The organism is Pseudomonas saliphila (assembly GCF_008638345.1).
Classification (GTDB): Bacteria; Pseudomonadota; Gammaproteobacteria; order Pseudomonadales; family Pseudomonadaceae; genus Halopseudomonas; species Halopseudomonas saliphila.
The window spans coordinates 24,722-48,876 of record NZ_VTVA01000025.1 but is presented as its reverse complement, the minus strand read 5'-3'; the positions used below and the strand labels follow the sequence as shown (position 1 = coordinate 48,876).

Here is a 24,155-nt window from a genome sequence, read left to right as displayed (position 1 = left end):
CCATAAAACCCGGTGTGATTCACAAAGCCAATTGCTAAATCAACCGGCGAAGTTGATAAACGTCGTCGTGACAATAAAGATACGCAAGGGAATAATCCCGACTTGAAACCTAGCAAGTCCTCAAAAAAATAGGTTATCTCTGGCAGAAGCTACTGTGATGGTAGCTTTTGTCATTGCAGCTTGTAGGGGATGAATGCATGGGCCTGAGATCCCGCTTTATCTGACGGTCATTGCCTGTTCTATCAGCGCTATGATGACACGTCGAATATCATCATTGCGGCATAGCCCTTGAATTGAATCTCCTGGATTTTCTGAACACTCACCAGGCTCTCTGCATAACGTTTTTTTCAACTCTACCAGTGACTGAATTGCCCCTATTCCTCAAAGAAACTGAGTGACCGTTTTGGCCACGAAGTAGCCGTTTCACACTGCCCGAACAGGGGGTAACGTTTCGCGCTGCAATAGATTAGGTTTTAATAGCTACTTGCTGGGCAATAACGTTGTAAAGATCTATCTCAGTCTGCTCTGTCCGAATAGACACAATCAGACTATACCGCGCAGGCAGACCATACCGCTCAAGCGCAGGGCGCGTTCTCCACCATCCCGCGGCAGGATAGACAGCAAGATAGCCACGACTGGCGAGATCTGCAGCAGTGCCTTCCCAGACGTCTTGGTGGAGAGATCCGCGATGACGCTGCCTATCACCCAAGTACCAGTTTGGGTCAGCGGGGTTCACTGGGTCGCCTTCATCCTCGCGAACTACCGCCGCATTAACGCGGGCCACGAAGTCTTCTGTGGACGCATCCAGCGGACGCTGGACTTCAAATCTTAATCGGTGGGAGGGGTAGTGATATTTAGACGTGCTGCCACGTGCTGATGGGTTGGGTTCGATGAAATATGACAAGGTAACTCGCATCTGAACTCGTGTATCTTGGAGCGACTCAAGCTCCTCTCGCGGCCAGGGAAGCTTGTGCAAATTCATGTGCCGACTCGTTACAGACTTCCCCTTATCTTTCTTGAACGGAAAAAGTTCGTCTTCAATAACCAAGGTCAGCGAGTTGCCTGCGCTCCATAGAGCGCGCTCCAGGCTTGGCTCTCCCCAACCACAGTGCCGGATTAAACGACTGTACGCAGTCTTGCTAGCATTGCCCGGAGGCATATACATTGCACGCATTGAGTCAGTCCATTCTGCGGAGTGAACGATCAAGGCACGAATGGTCTCGGGACGCAGAGATGGATAGGCGGTGACGACCTCACCCGCCATCTTTGAACATAGCGCGGATGCAGCGCTGGTAGCGTTAAACGATTTAAACAATCGCTCCTGTGGCTTGTTATTGGTAGAAAGCAGCTGCAAGCTGTTCATTCCACTCGGTCCCCAGCCATTAGTCCCGAGATTACCCCCTTCCAAAACAACATCCGGCTTCAACGGCCAAGCTTTTTCCCAAGAGGATGACGTCGTTGTATAAGGGCTAAGAGCGCCCTCTGGCGCCACTGCTTGATAGTCTGGCTCTTGAGTATTCGTTAAATGAGTGCAAGCTCCAACCGTTAAAGCGTTCCAAGCTTGCCCAGGATCGTGAATGAGATTGGTAGATAGACTTGCGGGATAGTCAGACCAAGCCCCATGGTCGTCTGTATTACCCGCAGACAAAATAAACAAACGAGGAAACTGTCCCGCTCCGTCCGGGTCTGCGGCAAGACTATCTACCATGGCAGACCAAGATGAGGGGCGCCCCCTATCTCTGTAATCAGAAGCTGTCACAGCAGAACAAAAAATTCGCTTGCGGTGCGGATGGTCGATCTCCGCCCCCGTCGTTGCATCACTAAACAACTGAGCATGCAAGGTAGCAGAGCCAACGTTAGCGCCACCAGCACTGAGCAGCCGAACGGACTCCAGGCGATGCCCAATATTAATTAAGTCGGTGGACGCGATTGCGGCCGTCAAATCCCCATAAGCCACTAGCCCCGCCATTCGGGTCCCATGGTTAGCATGCATCGTCCGTCAACCCAGTTTGGTCAACCGTATACATATCTTCCGAATGTAACAGTTGCGAGAGCAGCGGATGTCCACGGTTAACACCTGAGTCAAGCAAGCAAATGTAGCAAGTTTCATTGCCACCAGGGGCAAAACGAGTGCGATGTAGCAGGTCGTCCTGCCATTCCATTTGCTCTTCAACATCCATCGCATCAAAGAAATCAGCTGTTACTTTTGCTCTTCGCAGCTCTGCGACACAGTTGAAGGTAAGAACCGAGCCTGAGAACTGCCTCCGAGATCCATGCATTAAAACAATGCTTCTTTCAGGAAAATGAACTTCCTGGTCTCCCACATAACATCCTGCAAGGTGAGCGAGCGTTCGAAAATCTGATATGACCGCTCTGCGATTACCCCTCACAGGCAGCCATACCTCCCACCAGAAAGCTTCATCAAGGTCTCCAGGCAGTAGCTGTTCGTCATCCATCCATAAGGCTCGCAACTCTGCTTGCCTTATAGCCTCAATGGTGTTCAATAACGGCTTATGATCAAGAGGATCATTATTTTTGTCTTTTTTCTCAGCAAGATACTCCGCGACATACTTCTCAAAATGATCAAGCTTGCCTTCAGGGACAAAAACGTTTGCATAAGTGTATACGCCTACTTGCTGGACGCTTAGCAGTTCGATTTTCTTACGGTCATCCTTCCCCCGCTCTGCCGCCAAACTTTGGAAAGCAAGCTCAACATTGGGCTGGCTGATAAACTGAACCTGAAGGCCCAGACCACTTTCAAGGCCCTGCTCCTTTTGGGCCAACGCTGCGGCGGTAGCCAAGGGTCTCAAATCCTTTAGCTGTCGCAGAAGAGCATTACCATGCTCCTGGCGAGGCAAGTCCGGCAGAGGGGGCGTATTCCCTCCTTTGGAGGAGTGAGCGATAAATGGCTTTGCCGAAGAAGTCTCGCGGAGCAGTATATGGGGGCGCTTATTTTGAGGTGGTACCGGCATGGCCTGACGAATCCCTGTTGTTTATCTTCCTATTAATCTGCCACCGCTCGGAAAGTGCCTTCTTTAAAACATCGGCACTAATGCGGTCGTCATCAAGCATCAAAGCTTCCTTGATCGCATCGTCCACCGCGCGTCGGATTTCCGCATAGCTCAGCCCATCTGCTTGAGCTGCAGTCGATTTTAAAGGAAATGGCTTAGGTGCAAATCGGCCTAAACGGGAACGAATCAAATGAGCCGCTTGCTCCGTAGACGGTAGATTGTACTCAATCACGTCATCAAACCGCCTAAATAGAGCGTAGTCCAATATTTCAGGGTGATTAGTCGCCGCTACAATTAAACTGTTTGATTGATCTTGCTCGATCATCTGGAGGAAGCTATTAAGCACACGCCGTATTTCGCCGACATCATTGGCCAGCCCCCTCTGAGAGCCTATTGCATCAAACTCGTCAAAAAAATAAACACCCCGAACTTCTGTGATTGCATCAAAGACCTGGCGCAGCTTGGCAGCTGTTTCGCCCATAAACTTTGTTATGAGCGCATCTAATCGCACCAAGAAAAGAGGCAATCCAAGTTCACCTGCAAGGACGGATGCCGTCATCGTTTTGCCCGTGCCGGGAGGCCCAACCAAAAGTAGCTTACGGCGCGGAGACAGACCATGCTCACGGATTCGCGCGAACATTCTTTGCTCTTTCAAAATACGGCTGAGTCGTTCATGAGTACCGCTGTCGAGCACCATATCTGCTAAACGATCTCCCGGATGACTGACCTGCAGCAGACCCGCCAGCTCGCCGCGCGGACGAGAAAGCGGGATTGGACGACCCGAGCCCGTGTTAGAAACGCGCGTCTTCCCTGCATCAATCAGGTCACGCAGTTCAACAGCTAGCTTGCCATGACCCACTTTTGCTTCATGCGCAGCCACCTGCATGGCGACGGAATAGAACTTACCGTCATCACGATCAATGTGAGACTTCACAAGCGCTTTAAGCTGATCCGCGCTAGCCATAATATGCACCTATATAAAATTGAAGCCGCACGCCTGAGGGAGTCGATTTGGTCGCGCTATATCAAAATCAGTAAGACCAACTCTCAGCCATTACTAACTTGTTCATTAGTTAACGCCAATGTGGCCAACGCTGCCATTTCAATCTCGATCACAAGCCGCTGGTCGACCTCACCCACCTCTATTCTTTCCGTAGCGCGGTGGAACAGAGCTCCTATCAGCACGTGCAGAGCTTAGGCTATCCTTAATAACTGTAGACAATGCTGGATCTATTCGTCGTTTTCCAGCATAAAAAGGTATAAATTTGAGCAGCTTGCGAACCGCACTCTCTCACCCTGCGAGGCTGCTCGCGGTGTGCTGCAAAGGCGTATGGCCTGCCTAACATTCATGGCCATTTACCCTCGCCACCTATCTATTCAGCTTAACCTTTTCCCTATTTTACTACCAGTGAAACCCATGAAGGCTCAAACAACGCGAATGGCTCTGAGATCAAAAATGCGACGGGAACATAGTATCCAAGGACGGCTAAATGTCAGACCATTAACCACCTTGGACCATCAGTTGATACGACTATTCCAGTACACTGACCAGCTTTGCAACATACCTCTAAAAATATGCCTCAGGCAGTTGGCAAGCTGGCCTGTCACGCCATCCCAATGTCGGGGCTTTAGCCTCCCAAGCCCTGCTTAACCCCTACCTTGCCTATGATGGGCTGCGCCTGCTGCAGGCCGGCGCCACTGCCCTGCAGGCGCTGGAGCAGGTGATGGCGACCGACCCGCGCCCGGAAGATCGTCAGGCGGGCGTAGTCGACGATCAGGGACGTACCGCAGCCTGGACCGAATCGCGGACCATCCCTGGGCTTGCCACCGATCCGGCAGGCACTTCGGCACCCAGGGCAGCCGCCTCACCGGGCCGTAGGTGTTGGAACATGTCATCGAGAGCATGCAGTCGTCGGAAAGTCTCAGTCTGGCTAAAAGGGGACAGATTTATTTTTCCTACTCTAAACGTCCGCTTCTGGGCCGTTAGCAGCCATTCGCAAATGTCGCTGTGGACTGTGAGCAGTAACTGAGGTCACGGACTTCTTCCCTCCCTGGATGAAGTCCCTCCACACAAATTTCCTACCAAGTCACTGACTGTTGAGCCACCCCATCAGCTCTTTCTCCGACCATCGAGTTATATGCCCGATACTTACTTTTCCTGGAAGGGATGGATTGTCCTTCGTCAAGCGCCATAGAGTATGGCGACTGGCACGTAGGCATCATTTTTGCTGTGCCTTCCCGTTGCAAAGAGTACCACCTCGTATATAATTTACATATATTTCATGTAGTTAACGTTTCCCTTCGTTCTCAAGTGTTCCACGTTGGTTCCTATTTTCACTTTAGAAGTGGTCCCCAAAGTGGTACCCAGGCACATGGAAGTCAGCTCAATATGGCATCAAATTTGTCCCGTTTAGTACGACCTGAAGATCTGAAATCGCTGAGGGCTGGCGACACGATTACCGACTCGCTACCAGGTAGGGGAAAAGGGGCGATCCTATTCGAGCGTAAAGCTAGCGGCGTTATCGCAGCCAGCTACCGATACGCTATCCAGGGAACGCGTAAGAAGGTCAGCTTAGGAAGCTATAAAGAAAAACCTAAAGACGCAGGTTTTACTCTGACAGAAATTCGTGAGAAAGCTGTGGAGATGGCCATGCTAGCTCTAGAGCATGGTGACCTTACGAAACACAAAAACGAAGTCGAGAATCATGCGCGCCTCAAGGCGATTGAAGCAGAGCGTATCGCTGCAATCGAGGCTGCCAAGGGTACCTTCGAGGACTTACTGCAGGATTACATCGATGACCGGACTGGTAAGCTTGATCCCCGCACCATTGATGAAATGAAGCGCGTCCGTGGGAAGCTGATTTTGCAGAATACCGAGATACTTTGCCTGCACGCTGCCGACATTAAGCCTACCCACATTAAAGAGCTCCTCTCCCCCATCCATAAACGTGGATCAAAGGTGATGGCAGAACGGATGAGACGCCAGATTTCCGCGTCATTCAACTACGGCATGAGAGCGGAGAACGTAGTCGGTAGAACTAGTAACAAAACCTATGCTATCGAGTTGAATCCAGCCGCAGTGGTTACGGTTGAACACGTCGAAAAGAAAGGTACCCGCGCCCTCTCAGAAAAAGAGCTAAAACAGTTTTGGAATACACTGGAAAAGACCGACCGTGTAGGCCCAGTGATGACGTCCTTATTCAAATTCGTCATCGCTACTGCAGGTCAGCGGTTTTCGAGCGTCATTGAAGCAGAATGGCATGCGTACGATCTGGTGGAATGCGTGGCTCATCTGCACCACAGCAAAGGCCGTAGTGGGCGATCGCAACAGAAACCTCATCCAGTTCCTCTGACCCCTCGTGCGCTTGAAATCATCAGAGACATACACCGGCTTAACGGTAACCGAATCAGACCATGGACAAACCGAATAGATGGGCGGCCAGTTACACTTTCAAGCCTGAAAAATGCGCTTAACCGGTGGTTCGAATCTGAACATTCACAGATGGATGGCGTGCAGATTCCTCGATTTACTGCACGTGATCTACGACGAACGTGCACCCAGCTAATGGCCAAATACGGTATAGACGATCGTCGTTCTGATGAGCTTCAAGCGCATGGTACCGGTGGCATAGTCGCAGACCACTACCGTAACAACCCCATGATCACGCTACCTCGGCGGAAAGCCGCAATGACAGAATTTGATCATATTCTGGACATTATATTAAGCTCGGACGAGTCCGTTTCGTCATCATGATCCAAACCATGTTTTACCAGTCCCTACGAAAAGACCGTAACCGTCAGCAATGACGGCCTGTAGATTGACTGCTGATGGCGATCCAGCGGCAATATTAACAAGGCAACATTGAGGCAAACGCTGTCTATGAAAAAGCGAACACACAATTCAAAAGCCTTGATGGCCGCACGATTGCAAGCTGAAGCACACCAGACGCTGGCAAACCGTACGTTGACGCAGATCCGTTTCATCGATATCGCAGCAACCAAGGGACTTGAGCTCGAACCAGTTGGCCGTATGGCCGGCACACCCTTGTCACGTAGACAATAACCGCAAAGTAGGCGTTATTTAGCGGCTGTCTGACTTGGGTCCTGCTGCAAGTGCTGTTGATGGAACCCCGCAGACCCGCGTCGGCAGCAGCTTGGAGCCCACGGTCAGGTCTAAAAATGCGTAGCTCTAAGCTAGGGGGGGTTGCACGTGCAACCCCTATACGAATCAACAACTTAGCTGTAAATAAGGATTTTCGCTAACAGCCCGAATCTGACTAGGCTGGGGCATCGTGAAGGAGGGGGTTGCACGTCCAAATCCCCTCATGAAACGACGCCGTACGGCTAAATAGAGTCTGCTACGCGTCGCCGACCATCCGACTCAGACGAATAGCCTGAGATGTGTATCGCGCGGCATCTATAGGCTTATCAAAGATAAGCCGCCGTCCCGCTGCAGCGCGCTTTCTACACATCTGTAGCTCGATGCGACCGATCATTTGTGCCAGCTCCCCGCGAAGGAGACTTCGAGCTACAAATTGGTAGCTCACAACGGAACCGGGCAAGGGGGGTTGCACGTGCAACCCCTTAATAAAACAAAGACTTACGGATAAATAGAGTCTGCTCTGCCTCGCAGGCCCATGCGCCTTAGGCAAATAACGTGAAAGACATGCCACGAGGAAAAAGCTCGCAATATCAGAGACTTACCATCTTATCCCCTCCTCGCTGCTGTGCACTTCTACACATTGGTAGCTCGATCCGACCGATCCTGTGCCAGCACCCCACCATTGGTAATCCACGTTCCAAGCCCAAATCCATCCCCCCTTTGGGAGCAGATAATTACCTATCCGCGCAAAAAAGCTTTACGTGTGCGAGCATTAATCAACAGCGGTCGAGGCGATTTTTCGCAAACGCAGACATCGATATGTACTGGGCACAGTTGTCAGGTCACCCCTTCTCGATATTTTCAAGAGCTTTCGTTGAGGTGCTTGTAATTGCAATTGACGCAATCCGGAGGACGAATATGAATGCTTCCAAGAAAAAAACTAGCGTCTGGGATGAGCTCGGTCTCCCTACCGGGTCGGCTGAACTCATGGCTCAGGCTCGCTCTGATATTTCGGCTGAACATTTGCTTCGCCTCGCCTCGCTAGTTAACCGCAACCCGTACGACCTAGCGGCGGCTTTAAACCTCGACAAGCCCAGGATTCAACACTGGATTGCGGGAGGCGAACTTGATGGCGGTGAAACTGACGGAATCTTTCGTCTGGTTAGGCTAGTAGATGCAACGTTGGAGTTATTCGAAGCTGATATTACCGTGGCCAATTTGTGGCTTGAAGCGCCCTGTCGAGGCTTGGGCGGGAGAGCTCCTTTAGAAATGCTAACGACGCATACTGAAACGCAGGCAGTGCTCGACTTGATAGGGCGCTTAGAGCACGGGGTTACGATTTGACCCGCCTAACCGCAGTTAGCGAATGTTCACGGGCTCCGAGGATGCATGGAACATGTCATATAACCTGCATCTGGAGTGGTCCTTAGAACAAACGTCCAAAGAGGTGCTGGACCACACGAGGCGTGGAGTATGGCCTGTATGCACCATACGGTTGTCGCTTAACGTGCAGGACTTGAATGGGCGCCAGTCTAAAACGTCACGTTTGAATCCGTTGAAATAAGTGACATCAGCAGGCACGCGATTAGGGAACAGAGCAGGCCAGACCTACCCCAGCTGGGTCTAAACGCATTCTTTCGTTATTCTGAATTCCACCGATATGCGTGTTCAGTTTCAGCACACATGACGGGCTCCCCCAGCTCCTCTGTAACATACGAAAACGGTAACGTTACCGATTAAAGCAGGTCACGGTGCCACTAATCTGTTGGCTGGGTACTGACGCATGAATTCCATGCTCTGCTCAACTGATGCTTGGAGCCAATCGCGGATCAGACCGTTAGGTAATATCACAACCATGCGCTTCTCATCCTGCGGCTTGNATCGCGGATCAGACCGTTAGGTAATATCACAACCATGCGCTTCTCATCCTGCGGCTTGTGGTAGTCCTTCATGAACGGATGATCGTCGGCGTTCACGGTGAGCATGGAGAACGACAGAATCTTTTTTCCTTCAGGATTAGTCCATTGATCCCACAATCCTGCAATGGCCATAATCCCGCCGTCATTTCGTTGGATTCGGGTAGGAATTGCCTTCCCAGACCGCCAGTCAGGCTCATAGATCGCCTTCGCCGGTATGATGCAGTGCTGACCTTTCGCCCAGGCAGAACGAAAAGAAGGCTTGGAAGACGCAGTTTCCGATCGAGCGTTGTATGTCCGTCGCCCGAATGTCTGATCTTTCGCCCAATGGGGCAGTAGCCCGAATTGCCCCACGTCCAGGGTAAATTCAGAGAAATCTTCTTCGCTAGAGATAGTCTCTCCAATGCTTGGGGCAAGTCTTACCAAGGGGCCTGCGTAAGTTGGCCACAGCTCAGTCTGATAATTCTCGTTAGGCGCCTGGCCAAAGGCATGTCTCAGTCCATTACTGGTGGGCGCTTCGTAATGGCTGCACACATCGACTCCTTGGTAGGGAAAAACTGTACTGAGTCGGTAAGATACTCGCCGGACTTCAATTCAGTGTGTGGGGCGGTCTAAACCGACGCTGGGATCACACGGGGGTAACAGAAATTCAATTAGCTACCTCTTATGCCAATAACCGTGGCGCTTTACAGCTAAGTAAAAGCACGCGTGGTTGATAACCCAGCATCATTCAACCGCGGATTGATATCACCCTACGTTGGGCCAGGTGCCGAATTCGGATTGGGGTAAGCGTCCGGTAATCCCATCTATAGCCCGGCGCTGCTGAAGGATGTGTGTTGCCGAACAGGTCCATGAAGATATCGATTCTCGATGGCCTGGGGATCTGGTTATGTGCCAGGCGCCTTAATCGCGGCAAGTTTCCCAGAGCTGCAGGCACCTGTTGGCCCCGAGCGCAGCCCGAACGTGTGAAAGGCTCTTTTACTACTTGCAGGTAACGTTGCACGTCATGCCGCAACCGACCTTTGCCCCCGCCCGCCAATCCATTCCAAGCAGAGACTCATTCACGCTACTAGCCACGTTTCCCACACCACACTGCTTCAATGCCGCGTCTGTGCAGTCATTTCCGAGGTTTTCAACCATGTAAGGGACTCCACAGATTAACCCTGCAGCGGCAGCCACCACACCAATAACCAAGGGAATCGGATCGTCCGTAACTGTGAATCGAAGGTTTCCGTCGAGAGACTCGCCCGTTGTCCTGCGCACGTCTTCAGCGTTTGGCAACGTGCGCGATGACATCTGGACGGTAACGGACTCTGACGCTGCCGCCGATTGAAGGGGCTCCCCATCGAGCAGCACCGTATAGACTTCTGGCTCCTCTTTATTAGGTGTACTCAGCGACAACCGTTGCGCAAGCGCCTTAGGCACTCGGATACCGAAAGGCGTCAGAGAGTACCCGCTCGACATTGCTAGGCCGGTATAGATCAGGTCCGATTCGATCTCCTCTGCCTCTGCGGGAACCTGCACCGAAAGGTCCACGCTCATGTAGAAACCGCTATCACGATATGCTGCGTCAACAACCAAATACTCTTCGCCAGCACCAACAGACGAGTTCACAAGCATCGCGACCACACCCGCAATACCAATCGTCGGCTTCATGTGAAACCTCCTATTCTCCGACTCCTTACGTCAGGCGCCTCCCAACGCTAAGCTAAGCGGCGTTCTGACCAGGGAGTCCGGAAATTAAGCGACTTGTTAGCTGTGAGCTCCTGTGAAATCCGATACTCAGAAACTAACAAGACCGCATGCGCTACCGGCTTGGCACCGAAATACGTCGCTTCACATTAATTGAAAGCACAGCTTAAGATGCGGTGATTGAACCTGAACTTCAGGTTAGCAGATAAGAAAGGGAGGATTGGGAGCATTTTGCGCCATTTTTTTCTCCTGATGTCTGGTGCCCGCTTATTGGGTGTTCTTGTAATCCAAGGAGCTTCGGACGAGGCACAAGCCCTAACGGAGTGTGGGAGTGTATGTGGGAGTGCCGTACCGCTTCGGCGTGGTGGGTAGCGTTTGCGGGCTCTGCAGCGCGTTGGTATGAGGATGAGACATCCTCACACCACGCGACGAGATTTTGAGGCCAAACAGGATCATCACCCTACTCCGTGCAAATTTCACCAATTCACGTTTTCTAGCATTGCCCGGAGAGCAATCAGCTTCACCTGGTCGATCTGCATGCCCGTTGGGATGTTCAAGTAATGCCGTACTATTTGCGTGAATCGATACGCTGAGTTAAGCCAGGAATATCAACTATTTGCCTGATGAGATCCGATACACAAGCAAGGAATATAAACCGTGAAACTTGAAACCTATGCCGCGAAATACGGTGTAAGTATCTGCGACTGGAGTTCTGTATGGAACGCAAGGTTAGCAAAGAGAGGGTGGAGATGTTTGGCTGTTCTGGGTGATGAGGATCATATTGAGCCCGACATGCTTTTAATTAAATCACCCGACTGGGACAACTACCAAGTGCGTGATCTTTTCTCAGGAATCCCAAGCGGAAGAATGCTCACTGAATTTCAAATAAAAGAATGGATTAAAAAGCGCTATGGTCGCGTCAGAAAGGGCAACCTGTAACTCTCAGCGAGCCTTCACCGTAAACAGTTCAGAAAGCTTCGTCGTATAGGCCGGGCTCAGATGGTTACGTTGCATATCTCCGGAGAACTGACGCTGCAAGCGCCCTGGCCGTATCGTTCCACGCCCCCACCTCCCGTTGATCTCATCCAGCGTCACCATTAGCCTGTCTGTGCTCAGGAGCTGTGTGGGCTCGAAGAGATCCGGCGTCAGCTGCTCACGGTCGCACAGATCCATCAGAAGGATTGATGCCTTGGCGTAGGCCGGCCCTTTCCTGTAGATCTGATCCAGTCCGCTTAGGGCAGTCTTTATCATCAACCTGCTGTCGTCAGTTGGATAAGGCAAATGGCAGAGTATTGCTCTTGAATACTTCTGTTCGTTTTCATTGAACATGCCAGTCCTTATCCCAACCTGCATTAGATTGCAGAAGGATTTTTGTCCGCGCATCTTCTCAGCTGCCCTGGACACGTAACTTGTAACTGCCTCCTGAAGCTCAGTCAGATCATAAAGCCTGCGGCCAAATGAACGACTCGTGCATATCTCCTTTTTGGATGGGGAGACAGGCTCCATATCTAAACAACTAATCCCGACCAGCTCTCTCGCAGTTTTTTCAACGAGTACACTAAACCGCTTCCTTAATAGTGGCGTATCTGCTTTGGCAAGATCCCATGCAGTTTTTATATTCATCTCCTGCAACTTCTCATGTAGTCTTCGCCCAATCCCCCATACTTCATCCACCGGCATGGCTTTAAGCAATTTATCTCGTTTTTCTGGATCACGTATATCAACTACGCCGCCAGTTTGTGTTTGCCAACGTTTAGCTGCTGCATTCGCTAACTTTGCCAATGTCTTTGTATTCGCTATGCCGATTCCTACTGGTATGCCCGTCTTCTTTAATATCTCGGACCGTAAAGAATAACCAAGGCGATCATGAGGTTCAGGCATACCGGTTAAATCGGCGAAGGACTCGTCAATTGAATAAACCTCCACGAGAGGCAACCTAGACTCAATAATGCTCATTACTCGCTCGCTTAGGTCACCGTAAAGTGCAAAGTTACTGCTGAACGTTTCTATATTGTGCCTGCGGATGATGTCTTTGAGCCCGCGTTTCGGTTTGCCACATGCCATCCCGTGAGCTTGGCTACACGAACGGAATCAACTCGAATAGATTCAAATTGAGCAATGCACTCCTTGACCTGGCTATCTGTAAGGTCTGAGGGTACAAAAATGTTGATATGAGTCGATTTAGACACCCCGGCAAGAAGTTTGAAGAAATACAGGACAAGCCTCCGTCTGCCTGAGTGCTTTATGTCAGCGGCCAGGAAACATTTCGAGTGCAGAGCCCCATAAAAAAGGCGCTGAACGATCAGGAAGGCGTTGGTACGGAGATCCAGAGCGCTTGCGATAGGGGGGTGATTGGTTAGCCACAAAAAGCATTCGAAGTAAAATAACGCCCTATTTGCGCTTCGCCGTTGGGACGGGGGCAAGCTGTCGAGTTGAGACTGAATCAGACCTAGAGCGCTATCCGACAGAACCAGGAACTTGAAATCCTTCTCTTTGTGGCCCTTACCGATGATTCCTTTAGGGAAATTGCTTGGGGAAACCTGACTCATCAAAAGATCTCACTCAGCGTGATTCTGGGGCGACCGTCCGTCTTGGGATGCTCATAACCCTTGGGGTATTGCGAGAGTGAGTTGGCCATTCACCTTCGCCGATAAGATAATCCTAGCAGATAGCTGTATATTTATACAGTCACATCCACATGAAGTGTCAGCCCTTCGACAATAGCCTCCGGCCCCGTTGATACCATAATGAACAGGAACAATTCTCCTGCAAAACTACGATCGGGATTTTCGTGTCCTCACCACTTTCATGAGCCTCGGATAGTGCTTATTTGACGGCAGCGACTGTGAGAAGAGCAAGCGGTAACGGTGAGTGCTGCCAGCTCACGATGGTTAAGTTGTAGGCGGTCACTATGGTGCTCTGGTGCCAACGCAGTACGCAATCACGCCCACCAACGAAGTACTTCGCTGCCGGACATCCGCCCGCCATTTCCGACATCCATCATCACGCCGATAAAAAATGAAGATCACTAGCAGCCAGGCGAAGCGAGCCGTTTTATTCGCCTGGACTGGCTCTCAGTTGTGCTCGCTCGGCATTGAATATACTCGCCGTCGAACCCTGTCATCGTGGCGCGTCAATCGATCCGCGCACGCTGCAAGCGCAGCGCATTGAACACGACCGAGGCCGAGCTCAAGCTCATCGCTAATGCCGCGATCATGGGCGAAAGTAGTAAACCCGTGAACGGATAAAGAACGCCTGCTGCGATAGGAATGCTGAGACCGTTATACATAAAGGCGAACAGCAAGTTCTGCCGCATGTTCCGAACCGTCGCTACCGACAATGTGCGGGCGCGAAGGATGCCCATAAGGTCGCCCTTCACCAGAGTGACCTGCGCGCTGCTCATCGCTACATCCGTGCCGGTCCCCATGGCTATTCCCACGTCCGCCCTGGCCAAAGCAGGCGCGTCATTGATTCCGTCACCGGCCATTGCTACAAACTCGCCTTCACGTTGCAAACGTGATGCAAGTTGCTCCTTGTCCTGCGGTTTGACCTCACCATGTACCTCATCGATATTCAGGTCCTGGGCTACCGCACGAGCCGTGGTCAAACCATCCCCAGTCGCCATGATGACTCGAATGCCCTCAGCATGAAGGCGCGAAACTGCTTCTCCGGAGGTCGGTTTGATCGGATCTGATACGGCCAGCACGCCTGCCAGACGGTTATCTACCGCGAGAAACATCACGCTACTACCACGCTGCCTCAGCTCCTCGGCCTTTGTCTTGAGAGGACCGACGTCCACGCCTGTGTCTTCCATCAACGCAGTGTTACCCAAGTGAAGCTGGCGACCTTCAACTTGGCCGCTTACGCCGATTCCTGATGCAGACTCAAAGCTGTCAGGGGTCGCCAGCGCGATGCGTCGGGAGCGTGCATGGTCCACGATTGCGTGAGCTAACGGGTGCTCGCTTCCCTGATCGAGGCTGGCGGCCAACCGAAGTACTTCGTCCTGACTGAAAGAATCGAAACCCACAGCCTGCTCGAAAACCGGCCGGCCCTCGGTCAATGTTCCGGTCTTATCCACGATAAGGGTAGTAACTTTCTTGAAGTTCTCGATGGCGGCGGCATCGCGAAATAGCACACCGCTGTTTGCAGCCTTACCGGTGGCAACCATAACAGACATGGGCGTGGCCAAACCGAGTGCGCACGGACAGGCAATAATCAGTACCGCCACAGCGTTGATCAAACCAAACACCCATCCCTGCTCCGGGCCAAACAGACCCCAAGCAAAAAATGTTGTTATGGCGATGGCTACCACTACGACCACAAAATAGCCGGCAACGGAGTCGGCCATGCGCTGCATCGGAGCCTTGGAACGCTGCGCGCTGGCCACCATCTGCACAATCTGCGAAAGCATGGTTTCTGATCCAACATGGGTGGCCTCGACAACCAGCGCACCGTGCACATTGAGCGTAGCGCCAATAACCGTATCGCCAGCTCGCTTGGTAACCGGAACCGGCTCGCCTGTGAGCATGGCTTCATCAACCGCACTTTCTCCTTCCACAACGAGACCATCCACCGGGACTTTTTCACCCGGGCGAACCCGTAGTTTGTCGCCCAGGTGCACATGTTCCAGGGGAATATCTTCCTCGCTACCGTCGCGGTTGATCCGCCTTGCGGTTTTCGGAGACAGTCCCAGCAGAGCTCTGATCGCCGAAGAGGTCTTCGATCTCGCGCGCAGTTCCAACATCTGTCCAAGCAGGGTTAGCGAGATAATCACGGCAGCTGCTTCGTAGTACACGCCGATCCGGCCACCAACGTTGAAAGAGGCTGGGAACAGTTCAGGTAGCACGGTCGCCACAACGCTATAGCCGTATGCTGCAGCGGTCCCTAGACCAATCAGGGTCCACATGTTGGGGCTACGCTGCCGAACCGAGGCCAACCCCCGCACGAAGAAGGGCAAACCGCCCCACAGTACAACCGGCGAAGCGAGAGCGAGTTCGATCCAGTTTTGCGATTGCCCGTGGAATAGGGCTAGGCCATGGCCGAACATTGCAAGGGCTGTGACGATGACAGTGAAGGGAAGTGTCCACCAGAAACGCCGGCTGAAATCTTCGAGCTCTGGATTATCTTCATCCTCCAGATCAGGCAACACCGGCTCCAATGCCATTCCGCAAATCGGACAGCTGCCTGGCCCCATCTGCCGCACCTCCGGGTGCATTGGGCAAGTATATTCGGTATGGGGGTCGCCTTTGGGAGCTGAATGCGAAGCGGGCTCGGGAGTCAGATATTTCATCGGCTCGGCGTTGAAGCGAACCTGGCATTTGTGGCTGCAGAAGTTAAAACGCTTCCCTTGATAATCCGCCTGATACGGACTGTCTGGTTCTACCACCATGCCACAGACTGGATCCTGCAATCCTGACTCGTGTTCGTCACTCTCTGGATTATGCGAATGTTGATACATGCTAACTCCCTTAGGTCGGGCCTGAACGGCGTTGAATGAGCTCATTGTGCAGCGCACCTGCCAACCGCAAACTGATCCAGCTCAACGATTCGTATTGAATGGCAAGCACAAATCACTGTGCCAATCCATGCCCTAACGATGCCAACCTGAGCAGGACTGGTGCCTGTTAAACCACCGTGTCTACTCCGCTTTGCACTCGTACCAACCGAGATATCCGATATTCAAACCCTGCTGGAGAGAGAAATGCAGTTCTGCGGTAACGAGCTCTCCTGGTTTCGCTGACTCCGGTTCACTTTCTCCATCCGAAACTACCCTCATCTCCATCCCCTCCGCAGTTAATACGAGGCCTTTCTTCAAGTTTTCGTAACCCGGGTTCTGGTCTGCTGACAGCTCCACTAACCGACCATGGATCTTGGTTACTGCTTGAGAACCTTGGCCTTGATCAGTATCGCTGATAGCGAGTATCGGAGGGCTTTCTGCGGTGTACCGGTAGCCGCAATACGGAACGTCCCCCAACACCTTTTCGACCTCAGCTTGTTCCATCGTTTGGGGATCGATTGCTGATATATCAGGCGAGTTAATGGCTTGTTGCGCCCCCATTACCTCCGGAGACGGCTCCTGCATCATCGAGTTTTCCATGCCTTCACCGGGGGCGGGATCGCCGCATCCCGTGAGAAAGGCGGTGCCTAGCGTTACTGCCGAAAGGAGAAGAATGCGTCGCGTGCGGTACGGTGAAGGAACGAACATCAGTCTGCCCTCTCCAGGTCGCGAATAAGGTATTTCATTTCCGAAATTTCGCGACGCTGCGCCTCAATAATTTCATCTGCCAGCTTACGGACACGTGGGTCCGTAATTTGTGCGCGCTCGCTGGTCATGATCGCGATTGAATGGTGAGGAACCATCGCCTTCATGTACTCGACATCGCCAACGGTAGCCTGGCTACGGACAAGCCATAACGCCGCAATGAAAAGTAGAGCACCGCCCCCATAGATTGCGATGTTCACCATCTTTTTCTGATACATGTTGAGCATAAAACTCAACATTACCACCGCCATCGCTGCACCCATGACAAGGGCCATCCATGCTCTGGTTTCGCTCCAGAGTACGTGTTCAAAGGCGTACGTATTGAGATACATCACCCCATACATAATAGTCGTAGACGTGGCGATCATCGCGCCGAAACGCCAATAAGACATGTTCATATGGTTTCCTTTAGTGACCTTGACCTGCTGAATCGCCCGTGTCGAAGCGAGCGTACTCACTCGTCGTCATGCCGGGTAAGCGCATGACAAACGCGGTTATTTCCCAAAGTTCATCATCGCTGTGAGTAGGCCCAAACGCAGGCATGCCACTCATACGCACGCCATGTTTTGCCAGCCAGAATACTTCATTAGACTTCCATTCCGAGACGACGTCGGGAAGATGCGGGGGTTGCGGCAGCATACCTTGAGCCCACTCGCTTTTTTCAACTCCTGGACCACCATGGCAGTGCTCGCACATTGCCTGGTAGCGTACCGCTCCACCAGCGACCATCGCGTCGTTCAGTACAGGTGTCTGAACAGCCCCTGCTCTGTCGGAGACCGAGTTTTTCATCGTTGTCTCAAGTGTCCAGCGTACGATGGGCTGATGGTCCTGGGTCGCAGCGACGTTGTAGGCGCCTGAATAAGCGACCCAAACGACGACAACGAGTGATATCAGAATTATCGCTAAAAGTCCGACTGCGGCTCCTTTAGCTAGTTGCCTAGTTTTCGGCTGCATTGCATCACCTCAAAGCTACGTGTAAGCAAAGATTCGCCTTGTAACGTGACCTGATCTGAGCAGTGAGGTTTCGTTCAATATGCCGAGCTTACAGAAATGTAATTTTCTGGCAGACCGGAATCAATCATGTCAGGTAATACCTGAGACACCGCATTTTAAGATAACCAGCTTCGCGGAGTTCTCCGGTTTCGTATTCATGACTTATAGCCATGACATATGATTTCGGCCTGCGACGGAAGATCATTGAAAGAAAGTGCATGGTTAGCCTACCAAAAGAATCACCTTCAATGCCCGGTTTGTTTGGGACGTGGTTTCTCTCAACTATCAAGGATAGGTTGCTAAAATATTTTCTCCTTGTGCGCTTATACCGATCACTTTATACGGGTGAACAATCCCTGGAACCTCCATGCCAGGCGATCCCGCCGGCATTCCAGGTGCCGCAATGCCTTGCAAATCGGAGCGCTTCGACAATTCAGTAACCTGCGCAGCCGGTACATGTCCTTCAATGAACTTGCCATTCAGAGTGGCTGTGTGGCACGAAGCGAGGTGGCGAGGGACGCCCAGTTTGCGCTTGACCGCCATCATGTCCTGCTCGACATGATCAATGACCTGAAAGCCTTGTTCTTCCATATAGGAGACCCAGCTTTTACAGCAACCGCAGTTGGCGTCTCGGTGGACTTCTATGGTTGGTTGTGGCGCTGCTGCGTGGGCCGTTGCCGTCGCGAAGAGTAACATTGCGATCGCTAGTCGAACTTTGCTGAATTTAATGTTCATGTACATGTTCCTTGCCGTCGGCATGGATATGTTGAGTAGACTTAGCCGCAGAAGACTGGTCGGCTTCGGCCGCACCATGGTGATCGCCGGCGTGGCCAGTCTCGGCGGCAGCGTCGTCATGGTGGTCTCCACGCTGAGAGGTTTCACCCCCGCCATGCTGATGGCCGCCGCTTGATGCCACCAGCGACTGATATTGATCAGCATCAAGGGTCGGAAGCTGCTGTATGAAAGCAACCATGTCCCAGATGTATTGATCCTCCATGCTTTTGCCCCAGGCAGGCATACCGGTAGCTTTGATTCCATGCTTGATGATCCAGAACGTTTTAGCTGGATTACCTGCGAGTCCTGCGGTGGCCAGATTCGGTGGTGCCGGATATAACCCATTACTGAGTTCGGTTGGTGCGGCTCCAGGGAACAAATGGCATGCGACGCACATGGAATCATAATTTCCTGCACCAGCGCGAATCTGTTGCTGGTCAGTGAGATCAGGTACCTTTATAGCCTGAGCACGCACTACGATTGAGCGGTCTCGCGCCGTATCGAGAAATGCATGAACCGGCGCTGAGTGTGGATCGTCAGCGCCAACATTGATCAAACCGAAGTACACAACGCCGGCCACACCAACCACAGCCACTGCACCTGCTACTGCCAAAGTCCCTATTACTCTTTTCATTTGCTTTCCCTAGAACCACATCCGAACGCCAGCGACGAAGCGGGCCTCGTCAATATCTTCCCCTTCATCGCGAGCGAAGTCGGCGGTATTCCCATACGAACGACCCCAGCTAACTCCGATATAAGGAGCGAACTCACGCACAATCTCATAGCGCAGGCGCAACCCAAGTTCTGTATCGGCCAAACCTGAGCCTGCGCCTCGCGCTGAATCGTTTTTGCCGTAGAAGTTCATCTCAGCGGTGGGCTGGAGTATCAGGCGGTTGGTCAGCAGGATGTCATACTCGCCTTCCAGGCGTGCCGCGGTCTGCCCGCCCTCGCCAATAAAGGCGGTGGCTTCTGCTTCAAACCCGTAAAGCGCCATACCCTGTATGCCAAAAGCGCCCCAGGTCTGGGGCGAGCCCGGCTTGAAATCCTGCCGTACACCGGCGACCACGTCCCACCAGGGACCGATGGAATGCCCCCAGAGCGCCTGTATCTCAGCATCCTCAGTTACGCCGTTGGTACGCTCGCCCTCCGAGCGCAGCCATAAGCGATCAACATCCCCGCCCCACCATCCCAACAGTTCCCAGCTAAGGGCACTGCCCTCATCAGCATGCTGGTATTCCAATTGATCGAAAAGCAGAAAGGCGAAGGGCTTCTTGTCATGCACCGTATGCCCCTGGATTGCCGGGAACGCCGCTTCGCGGTCAGCATCGGTAAGCGCGGGTATGAGCGGCGGGCCGGCTATGCCGTCGACGTTATGCACAGAATCGTGGTCCATCTGGCTATGTCCCATCGAGCCGTGATCCATCGACTCCATCTGACTATGTCCCATGGAGGAATGATCCATCTGTCCATGGCTGGTTTCGCTCTGCCCGAAAGAACCAGATACAGGCGCTTGCTTGGCTGCCGGTGCGTGCATCGAATGGTCCATCGCTTGGGCATTCGCCACGTTTATGGTCATTACTGCGCTGAGCGAGACGGCCAAAGCCAGCAAAGAGGGACGCGTAATCCTATTGGTGATGATCTGCATTCCCGTTGGCCTCGTTGTCTTTATGCTGGGAGTCCACTTTGCTGTGATCCATGCCTTCATGATTCATTGAGCCGTGGTCCATTGAACCATGGCCCATAGAGCCATGATCCATCTCCTGCCTGCCAGAGCCTTGCTGGCTTTGCTGGCTTTGCTGGCTTTGCTGGCTTTGCTGGCCAGGATTATCGGTGGCATGTGAGGGGGCGGAAGATGATTGCTCGGGCATATCGTGCCCTTCACCAGCTGTGGCTACCGATATCTGAAAAATGCCCAGCAAGCCCAGCGCCAGAGCACTGGCGGTTAGTGTCTTACGATTCAAAGCGTTCATAGCGTCTCCTTTATTCATCTACTCGTACCTCACGGAACATGCCCATTTCCATATGAAAAAGCAGATGGCAATGGTAAGCCCAGCGGCCGAGCGCATCGGCAGTGACGCGGTAACTACGCTTCGAGCCAGGCGGCATATCGATAGTGTGCTTACGCACCATGAAATTGCCGTGCTCATCCTCGAGATCGCTCCACATGCCATGGAGGTGGATGGGGTGCGTCATCATGGTGTCATTGACCAACGTGATACGAACCCGCTCGCCGTATTTGAGGCGCAGCGGTTCGGCGTCAGAAAATTCAATGCCGTCGAAAGACCAGGAAAATTTTTCCATGTGTCCTGTGAGGTGCAGTTCGATCGTTCTACCCGGCTCGCGGCCGTCCGGGTCTGGGAAGGTGCTTTTCAGGTCGGCATAGGTCAGGGTTCGGCGTCCGTTGTCGCGTAGCCCGATACCTGGATCGTCCAACTTGTGCGTCGGCGTCATGGTCTGCATATCGACCAGCGGATTGTCCTCTTCAGAGGCTGGGTGCGATTGCATTGCTCCCATCCCAGCCATTTCTCCGTGATCCATACCAGCCATCTGCCCATGGTCCATGCCGGCCATCTTGCTGTGATCCATTCCGCCCATGTCGCCTTGCATCTGCCCATGATCCATGCCCGACATGTTGCTGTGGTCCATTGTGGCCATCTCGCCCTGCATGTCGCCATGGTCCATTCCAGCCATGCCTCCCATGCTGCCGTGGTCCATACCCATATCGGCCATGCTGATCTCGGGGCGTGGATCAGTCTCGGGTACCGGGGCACTTAACCCATCCCGAACGGCCAAGGTACCGCGGGCAAAACCAGTACGGTCCATGGACTGGGCGAAGATGGTGTACGCCTCCTCGGCGATGGGCTCGACGATCACATCGTAGGTCTCGGCCACCGCTATACGAAACTCATCAACACTGACCGGCTCAACGTGCAAGCCGTCAGCGGCGACTACGGTCATTTTCAACCCTGGAATACGCACATCGAAATAGCTCATCGCCGAGCCATTGATAAAGCGCAACCGTAATTTTTCGCCGGGCTTGAACAGGCCGGTCCAATTGCCGTTGGGAGCCTGGCCATTCATAAGGTAGGTATAGGTATAGCCGCTAATATCAGCGAGATCAGTCGGGCTCATTTTCATCTGTGCCCACATCTTGCGGTCAGCAACCGTAGCGCCCCAGCCCTTCTCCTTTACATCACTGATGAAATCGCCAACGGTTCGTTTGTTGAAGTTGTAGTAATCCGACTGTTTCTTCAGCTTGGCCATGACGTCATCCGGCGTCTCATCGGTCCAGTCAGTCAGCATTACGACATAGTCGCGGTCATATTCGAACGGCTCCGGCTCCCGGGCATCAATTACCAAGGGCCCATAAACGCCTGCCTGTTCCTGAAAGCCGGAATGGCTGTGGTACCAGTAGGTACCGTTCTGATTGACCTGAAACTTGTACTCGTACATGCCATCCGGTGCGATGCCATGAAAGCTCAAGCCGGGAACGCCGTCCATATTCGCTGGCAGGATGATGCCGTGCCAGTGAATGGAAGTGTCTTCGCTGAGCCGGTTCGCAACGCGCAGGGTGACGGTGTCGCCCTCACGCCAGCGCAGAAGCGGGCCTGGAATAGTGCCGTTGATAGTCATCGCGGTGCGGGGCGCACCCGTGATGTTCACCGGCGTTTCGCCGATAACCAAGTCAAATTCGGCTCCCGTTAAGACCGTGGGCTGGCCGGGGCTGGTCAAAGCCCAGACAGGTGAACGCCACAACCCAAGCCCTCCAGCCAATCCGGTTGCGACTAAACCTTTGACGAAGGTCCGTCTTGAAGTCTTGTATTGCATGCCCTTATGTCCCGTCGTTATGAATTCGATTAACCCAGCGAATGATTGCCTGAAGAACGCTTAAATCTGCCATATCTCTACCCGGTGCGTGATTACATTTGCGTCAGGTTTATTGCGCTTCGGTCGGGCAACGCGGCCCGTACGGGCAAAAAAAAGCGCCACGGAGGGCGCGAAACATCTCCACAAAAAGGAGTAAGAACTTGTAGAGAGAAGGAGCCCACCCAAACAGCAGTCTCGTCAAGGAAGATACCAGACGAGTATGTCGCCCGCCTGATCGGGACATTACAATCCTGTCAGTTAGGTCCTCAGGGTAAAACTTCTCTCCTCTCCTTTAATCACAAGCATGTGCCCGCCCGACTAGCGAGGCGGCACAAACCAACCTTTACAATGGAGAGACACACATGAATTCCGAATTTGAATCATGCATCCAGGCCTGTCGCAACTGTGCGATCGTATGCCAAACCTGCGCCGCTGCGTGCCTCGGCGAAGACGATGTGAAGATGATGACTCGTTGCATCAAGCTCGATCTTGACTGCGCGGATATCTGCCAACTGGCCGCTAACTTCATGGCCCGAGACAGTGAGTACGCCAAGGAAGTTTGCCGAATCTGTGCTCAGATCTGCCGCGCCTGTGGCGAAGAGTGCAAAAAGCATGAAGCAGATCATTGTCAGCGCTGTGCAGAGGCTTGTATGGCCTGCGCCGAAGAATGTGAGCGGATGGCTGGTTAAGGTCGCTTGGCGCGTTCGGGACAAGTACGGGCGCGCCAATCCAGGCGAAAACTGAGCAAAGATGATACGTTAAACTCAACCTCATTACATTTCTGAAAGGAAATGGCTTCCCCCGGCGGAGATCGGCACAATGAGCTTTCGCTTAGGAGCTTAATTGTGAAAATTTTGGTCGCAGAAGATGAGCCGAAGACCGGCATTTACCTGAAAAAGGGCTTAACTGAAGCAGGGTTCGTGGTTGACCTGGTCACGAACGGCATCGATGCGGTCCAGCAAGCCCTTGACGAACAATATGATTTGCTAATTCTGGATGTGATGATGCCAGGTCTGGAGGGCTGGCAGGTGCTTGAGAGGGTGCGTGCCGCTGGTAGTGAGACGCCTGCGTTGTTTCTCACGGCCCGAGACAGGGTCGAAGATAGAGTCAAAGGTTTGGAGCTCGGGGCAGACGACTATCTGATTAAACCCTTCGCTTTCTCCGAATTGCTTGCTCGGGTGAGGTCGCTTTTGCGCCGGAAAAACGGTGCCACCGTGCAGACGATCATGGCCATCGAGGATCTCCGGGTCGATCTGCTCAAGCGCAGAGCAGAGCGCGGTGGGAAGCGCATCGACCTTACTGCCAAGGAATTCATGTTATTGGAACTCCTGCTTCGCCGACGTGGTGAAGTGCTATCCAAATCGCTCATCGCCTCGAAGGTGTGGGATATCAATTTTGACAGCGACACCAACATAATCGAGGTCGCCATTCGCCGGCTGCGGGCCAAAATTGACGACGATTACCCGGTAAAGTTGATCCATACCGTGCGGGGCATGGGCTACTTTATCGACGGTGCGGACCCCAGGTAGGTTCCACAT

At 52.7% G+C, this 24,155-nt stretch carries 20 protein-coding genes and 1 pseudogene; 6 read left to right on the top strand and 15 right to left on the bottom strand.

Annotated features, from left to right (window positions below; genetic code table 11):
* Window positions 1-466 precede the first annotated feature (466 nt).
* The 3 genes from FHK95_RS20305 to FHK95_RS18930 form a co-directional block, all read right to left on the bottom strand.
* The gene (locus FHK95_RS20305; protein ID WP_235906837.1) at window positions 467-1,969 is read right to left on the bottom strand and encodes a S8 family peptidase; all 1,503 of its coding nucleotides are present in this window, start codon (window positions 1,967-1,969) and stop codon (window positions 467-469) included.
* Between the two features lie 13 nt (window positions 1,970-1,982).
* Window positions 1,983-2,801: a hypothetical protein gene (locus tag FHK95_RS20300; RefSeq protein ID WP_235906836.1), complete on the bottom strand. Its 819-nt coding sequence runs from the start codon at window positions 2,799-2,801 to the stop codon at window positions 1,983-1,985.
* Between the two features lie 148 nt (window positions 2,802-2,949).
* Window positions 2,950-3,975, bottom strand: coding sequence for an AAA family ATPase (locus FHK95_RS18930; protein WP_150306197.1), 1,026 nt, complete (start codon window positions 3,973-3,975; stop codon window positions 2,950-2,952).
* A gap of 637 nt (window positions 3,976-4,612) precedes the next feature.
* Between FHK95_RS18930 and FHK95_RS20530 the strand changes: the two genes are divergently transcribed.
* The 3 genes from FHK95_RS20530 to FHK95_RS18910 all read left to right on the top strand — a co-directional run bounded on the left by FHK95_RS20530 (window position 4,613) and on the right by FHK95_RS18910 (window position 8,457).
* Entirely contained in the window at window positions 4,613-5,041 is a 429-nt protein-coding gene (locus FHK95_RS20530) for a DUF1028 domain-containing protein (protein ID WP_150306200.1), read from the top strand.
* 359 nt (window positions 5,042-5,400) lie between these two features.
* Window positions 5,401-6,765, top strand: a complete 1,365-nt coding sequence (locus FHK95_RS18920) for a tyrosine-type recombinase/integrase (RefSeq protein WP_178114851.1) — start codon at window positions 5,401-5,403, stop codon at window positions 6,763-6,765.
* A 1,266-nt stretch (window positions 6,766-8,031) separates the two neighbouring features.
* Window positions 8,032-8,457: an antitoxin Xre/MbcA/ParS toxin-binding domain-containing protein gene (locus tag FHK95_RS18910; RefSeq protein WP_150306194.1), complete on the top strand. Its 426-nt coding sequence runs from the start codon at window positions 8,032-8,034 to the stop codon at window positions 8,455-8,457.
* A 402-nt stretch (window positions 8,458-8,859) separates the two neighbouring features.
* Here FHK95_RS18910 and FHK95_RS18905 read toward each other — a convergent pair.
* Together FHK95_RS18905 and FHK95_RS18900 are read right to left on the bottom strand one after the other, a co-directional pair.
* A pseudogene (locus FHK95_RS18905) lies at window positions 8,860-9,563 on the bottom strand (SOS response-associated peptidase).
* A 447-nt stretch (window positions 9,564-10,010) separates the two neighbouring features.
* Complete coding sequence (locus FHK95_RS18900) at window positions 10,011-10,685, bottom strand: hypothetical protein (RefSeq protein ID WP_150306193.1); 675 nt, start codon at window positions 10,683-10,685, stop codon at window positions 10,011-10,013.
* 693 nt (window positions 10,686-11,378) lie between these two features.
* Between FHK95_RS18900 and FHK95_RS18895 the strand changes: the two genes are divergently transcribed.
* On the top strand, window positions 11,379-11,660 hold the full coding sequence (locus FHK95_RS18895; RefSeq protein ID WP_150306192.1) for a hypothetical protein: 282 nt from the start codon (window positions 11,379-11,381) through the stop codon (window positions 11,658-11,660).
* Window positions 11,661-11,663: 3 nt separating this feature from the next.
* On the opposite strand, the gene FHK95_RS18890 is transcribed toward FHK95_RS18895, so the two are convergent.
* The 10 genes from FHK95_RS18890 to FHK95_RS18845 all read right to left on the bottom strand — a co-directional run bounded on the left by FHK95_RS18890 (window position 11,664) and on the right by FHK95_RS18845 (window position 22,578).
* Window positions 11,664-12,785, bottom strand: coding sequence for a Y-family DNA polymerase (locus tag FHK95_RS18890; protein WP_150306191.1), 1,122 nt, complete (start codon window positions 12,783-12,785; stop codon window positions 11,664-11,666).
* 1,069 nt (window positions 12,786-13,854) lie between these two features.
* Window positions 13,855-16,179, bottom strand: coding sequence for a heavy metal translocating P-type ATPase (locus FHK95_RS18885; RefSeq protein ID WP_150306190.1), 2,325 nt, complete (start codon window positions 16,177-16,179; stop codon window positions 13,855-13,857).
* Between the two features lie 180 nt (window positions 16,180-16,359).
* Window positions 16,360-16,818, bottom strand: coding sequence for a hypothetical protein (locus FHK95_RS18880; protein ID WP_150306189.1), 459 nt, complete (start codon window positions 16,816-16,818; stop codon window positions 16,360-16,362).
* A 107-nt stretch (window positions 16,819-16,925) separates the two neighbouring features.
* The gene (locus FHK95_RS18875; RefSeq protein ID WP_150306188.1) at window positions 16,926-17,381 is read right to left on the bottom strand and encodes a DUF305 domain-containing protein; all 456 of its coding nucleotides are present in this window, start codon (window positions 17,379-17,381) and stop codon (window positions 16,926-16,928) included.
* A 10-nt stretch (window positions 17,382-17,391) separates the two neighbouring features.
* Window positions 17,392-17,937 (bottom strand): c-type cytochrome, encoded by a 546-nt coding sequence (locus FHK95_RS18870; protein WP_150306187.1) that lies wholly within the window; start codon window positions 17,935-17,937, stop codon window positions 17,392-17,394.
* A 324-nt stretch (window positions 17,938-18,261) separates the two neighbouring features.
* Window positions 18,262-18,711, bottom strand: a complete 450-nt coding sequence (locus FHK95_RS18865; RefSeq protein WP_408003648.1) for a DUF411 domain-containing protein — start codon at window positions 18,709-18,711, stop codon at window positions 18,262-18,264.
* Window positions 18,701-19,384, bottom strand: a complete 684-nt coding sequence (locus FHK95_RS18860) for a c-type cytochrome (RefSeq protein ID WP_150306185.1) — start codon at window positions 19,382-19,384, stop codon at window positions 18,701-18,703. The genes FHK95_RS18865 and FHK95_RS18860 overlap by 11 nt, the downstream gene beginning before the upstream one ends.
* 9 nt (window positions 19,385-19,393) lie before the next feature.
* Window positions 19,394-20,386, bottom strand: a complete 993-nt coding sequence (locus FHK95_RS18855) for a copper resistance protein B (protein ID WP_150306199.1) — start codon at window positions 20,384-20,386, stop codon at window positions 19,394-19,396.
* On the bottom strand, window positions 20,376-20,738 hold the full coding sequence (locus FHK95_RS18850; protein ID WP_178114849.1) for a hypothetical protein: 363 nt from the start codon (window positions 20,736-20,738) through the stop codon (window positions 20,376-20,378). Before FHK95_RS18850 ends, FHK95_RS18855 begins: the two co-directional genes overlap by 11 nt.
* Entirely contained in the window at window positions 20,731-22,578 is a 1,848-nt protein-coding gene (locus FHK95_RS18845; RefSeq protein ID WP_150306184.1) for a copper resistance system multicopper oxidase, read from the bottom strand. Before FHK95_RS18845 ends, FHK95_RS18850 begins: the two co-directional genes overlap by 8 nt.
* 401 nt (window positions 22,579-22,979) lie before the next feature.
* On the opposite strand from FHK95_RS18845, the gene FHK95_RS18840 reads away from it, so the two are divergent.
* Together FHK95_RS18840 and FHK95_RS18835 are read left to right on the top strand one after the other, a co-directional pair.
* Window positions 22,980-23,306, top strand: a complete 327-nt coding sequence (locus FHK95_RS18840; protein ID WP_150306183.1) for a four-helix bundle copper-binding protein — start codon at window positions 22,980-22,982, stop codon at window positions 23,304-23,306.
* A gap of 156 nt (window positions 23,307-23,462) precedes the next feature.
* A complete protein-coding gene (locus tag FHK95_RS18835; protein ID WP_150306182.1) occupies window positions 23,463-24,146 on the top strand; it encodes a heavy metal response regulator transcription factor in 684 nt (227 codons plus the stop codon).
* The last annotated feature ends 9 nt before the right edge of the window (window positions 24,147-24,155 follow it).

Excerpts from the sequence above, each read along its gene's own strand:
- FHK95_RS20305 (WP_235906837.1), bottom strand. The coding sequence starts at position 1,969 with ATGGCGGGGCTAGTGGCTTATGGGGATTTGACGGCCGCAATCGCGTCC.
- FHK95_RS18930 (WP_150306197.1), bottom strand. The coding sequence starts at position 3,975 with ATGGCTAGCGCGGATCAGCTTAAAGCGCTTGTGAAGTCTCACATTGAT.
- FHK95_RS18920 (WP_178114851.1), top strand. The coding sequence starts at position 5,401 with ATGGCATCAAATTTGTCCCGTTTAGTACGACCTGAAGATCTGAAATCG.
- FHK95_RS18910 (WP_150306194.1), top strand. The coding sequence starts at position 8,032 with ATGAATGCTTCCAAGAAAAAAACTAGCGTCTGGGATGAGCTCGGTCTC.
- FHK95_RS18900 (WP_150306193.1), bottom strand. The coding sequence starts at position 10,685 with ATGAAGCCGACGATTGGTATTGCGGGTGTGGTCGCGATGCTTGTGAAC.
- FHK95_RS18890 (WP_150306191.1), bottom strand. The coding sequence starts at position 12,785 with ATGGCATGTGGCAAACCGAAACGCGGGCTCAAAGACATCATCCGCAGG.
- FHK95_RS18885 (WP_150306190.1), bottom strand. The coding sequence starts at position 16,179 with ATGTATCAACATTCGCATAATCCAGAGAGTGACGAACACGAGTCAGGA.
- FHK95_RS18880 (WP_150306189.1), bottom strand. The coding sequence starts at position 16,818 with ATGGAAAACTCGATGATGCAGGAGCCGTCTCCGGAGGTAATGGGGGCG.
- FHK95_RS18875 (WP_150306188.1), bottom strand. The coding sequence starts at position 17,381 with ATGAACATGTCTTATTGGCGTTTCGGCGCGATGATCGCCACGTCTACG.
- FHK95_RS18870 (WP_150306187.1), bottom strand. The coding sequence starts at position 17,937 with ATGCAGCCGAAAACTAGGCAACTAGCTAAAGGAGCCGCAGTCGGACTT.
- FHK95_RS18865 (WP_408003648.1), bottom strand. The coding sequence starts at position 18,711 with ATGAACATTAAATTCAGCAAAGTTCGACTAGCGATCGCAATGTTACTC.
- FHK95_RS18860 (WP_150306185.1), bottom strand. The coding sequence starts at position 19,384 with ATGAAAAGAGTAATAGGGACTTTGGCAGTAGCAGGTGCAGTGGCTGTG.
- FHK95_RS18850 (WP_178114849.1), bottom strand. The coding sequence starts at position 20,738 with ATGAATAAAGGAGACGCTATGAACGCTTTGAATCGTAAGACACTAACC.
- FHK95_RS18845 (WP_150306184.1), bottom strand. The coding sequence starts at position 22,578 with ATGCAATACAAGACTTCAAGACGGACCTTCGTCAAAGGTTTAGTCGCA.
- FHK95_RS18840 (WP_150306183.1), top strand. The coding sequence starts at position 22,980 with ATGAATTCCGAATTTGAATCATGCATCCAGGCCTGTCGCAACTGTGCG.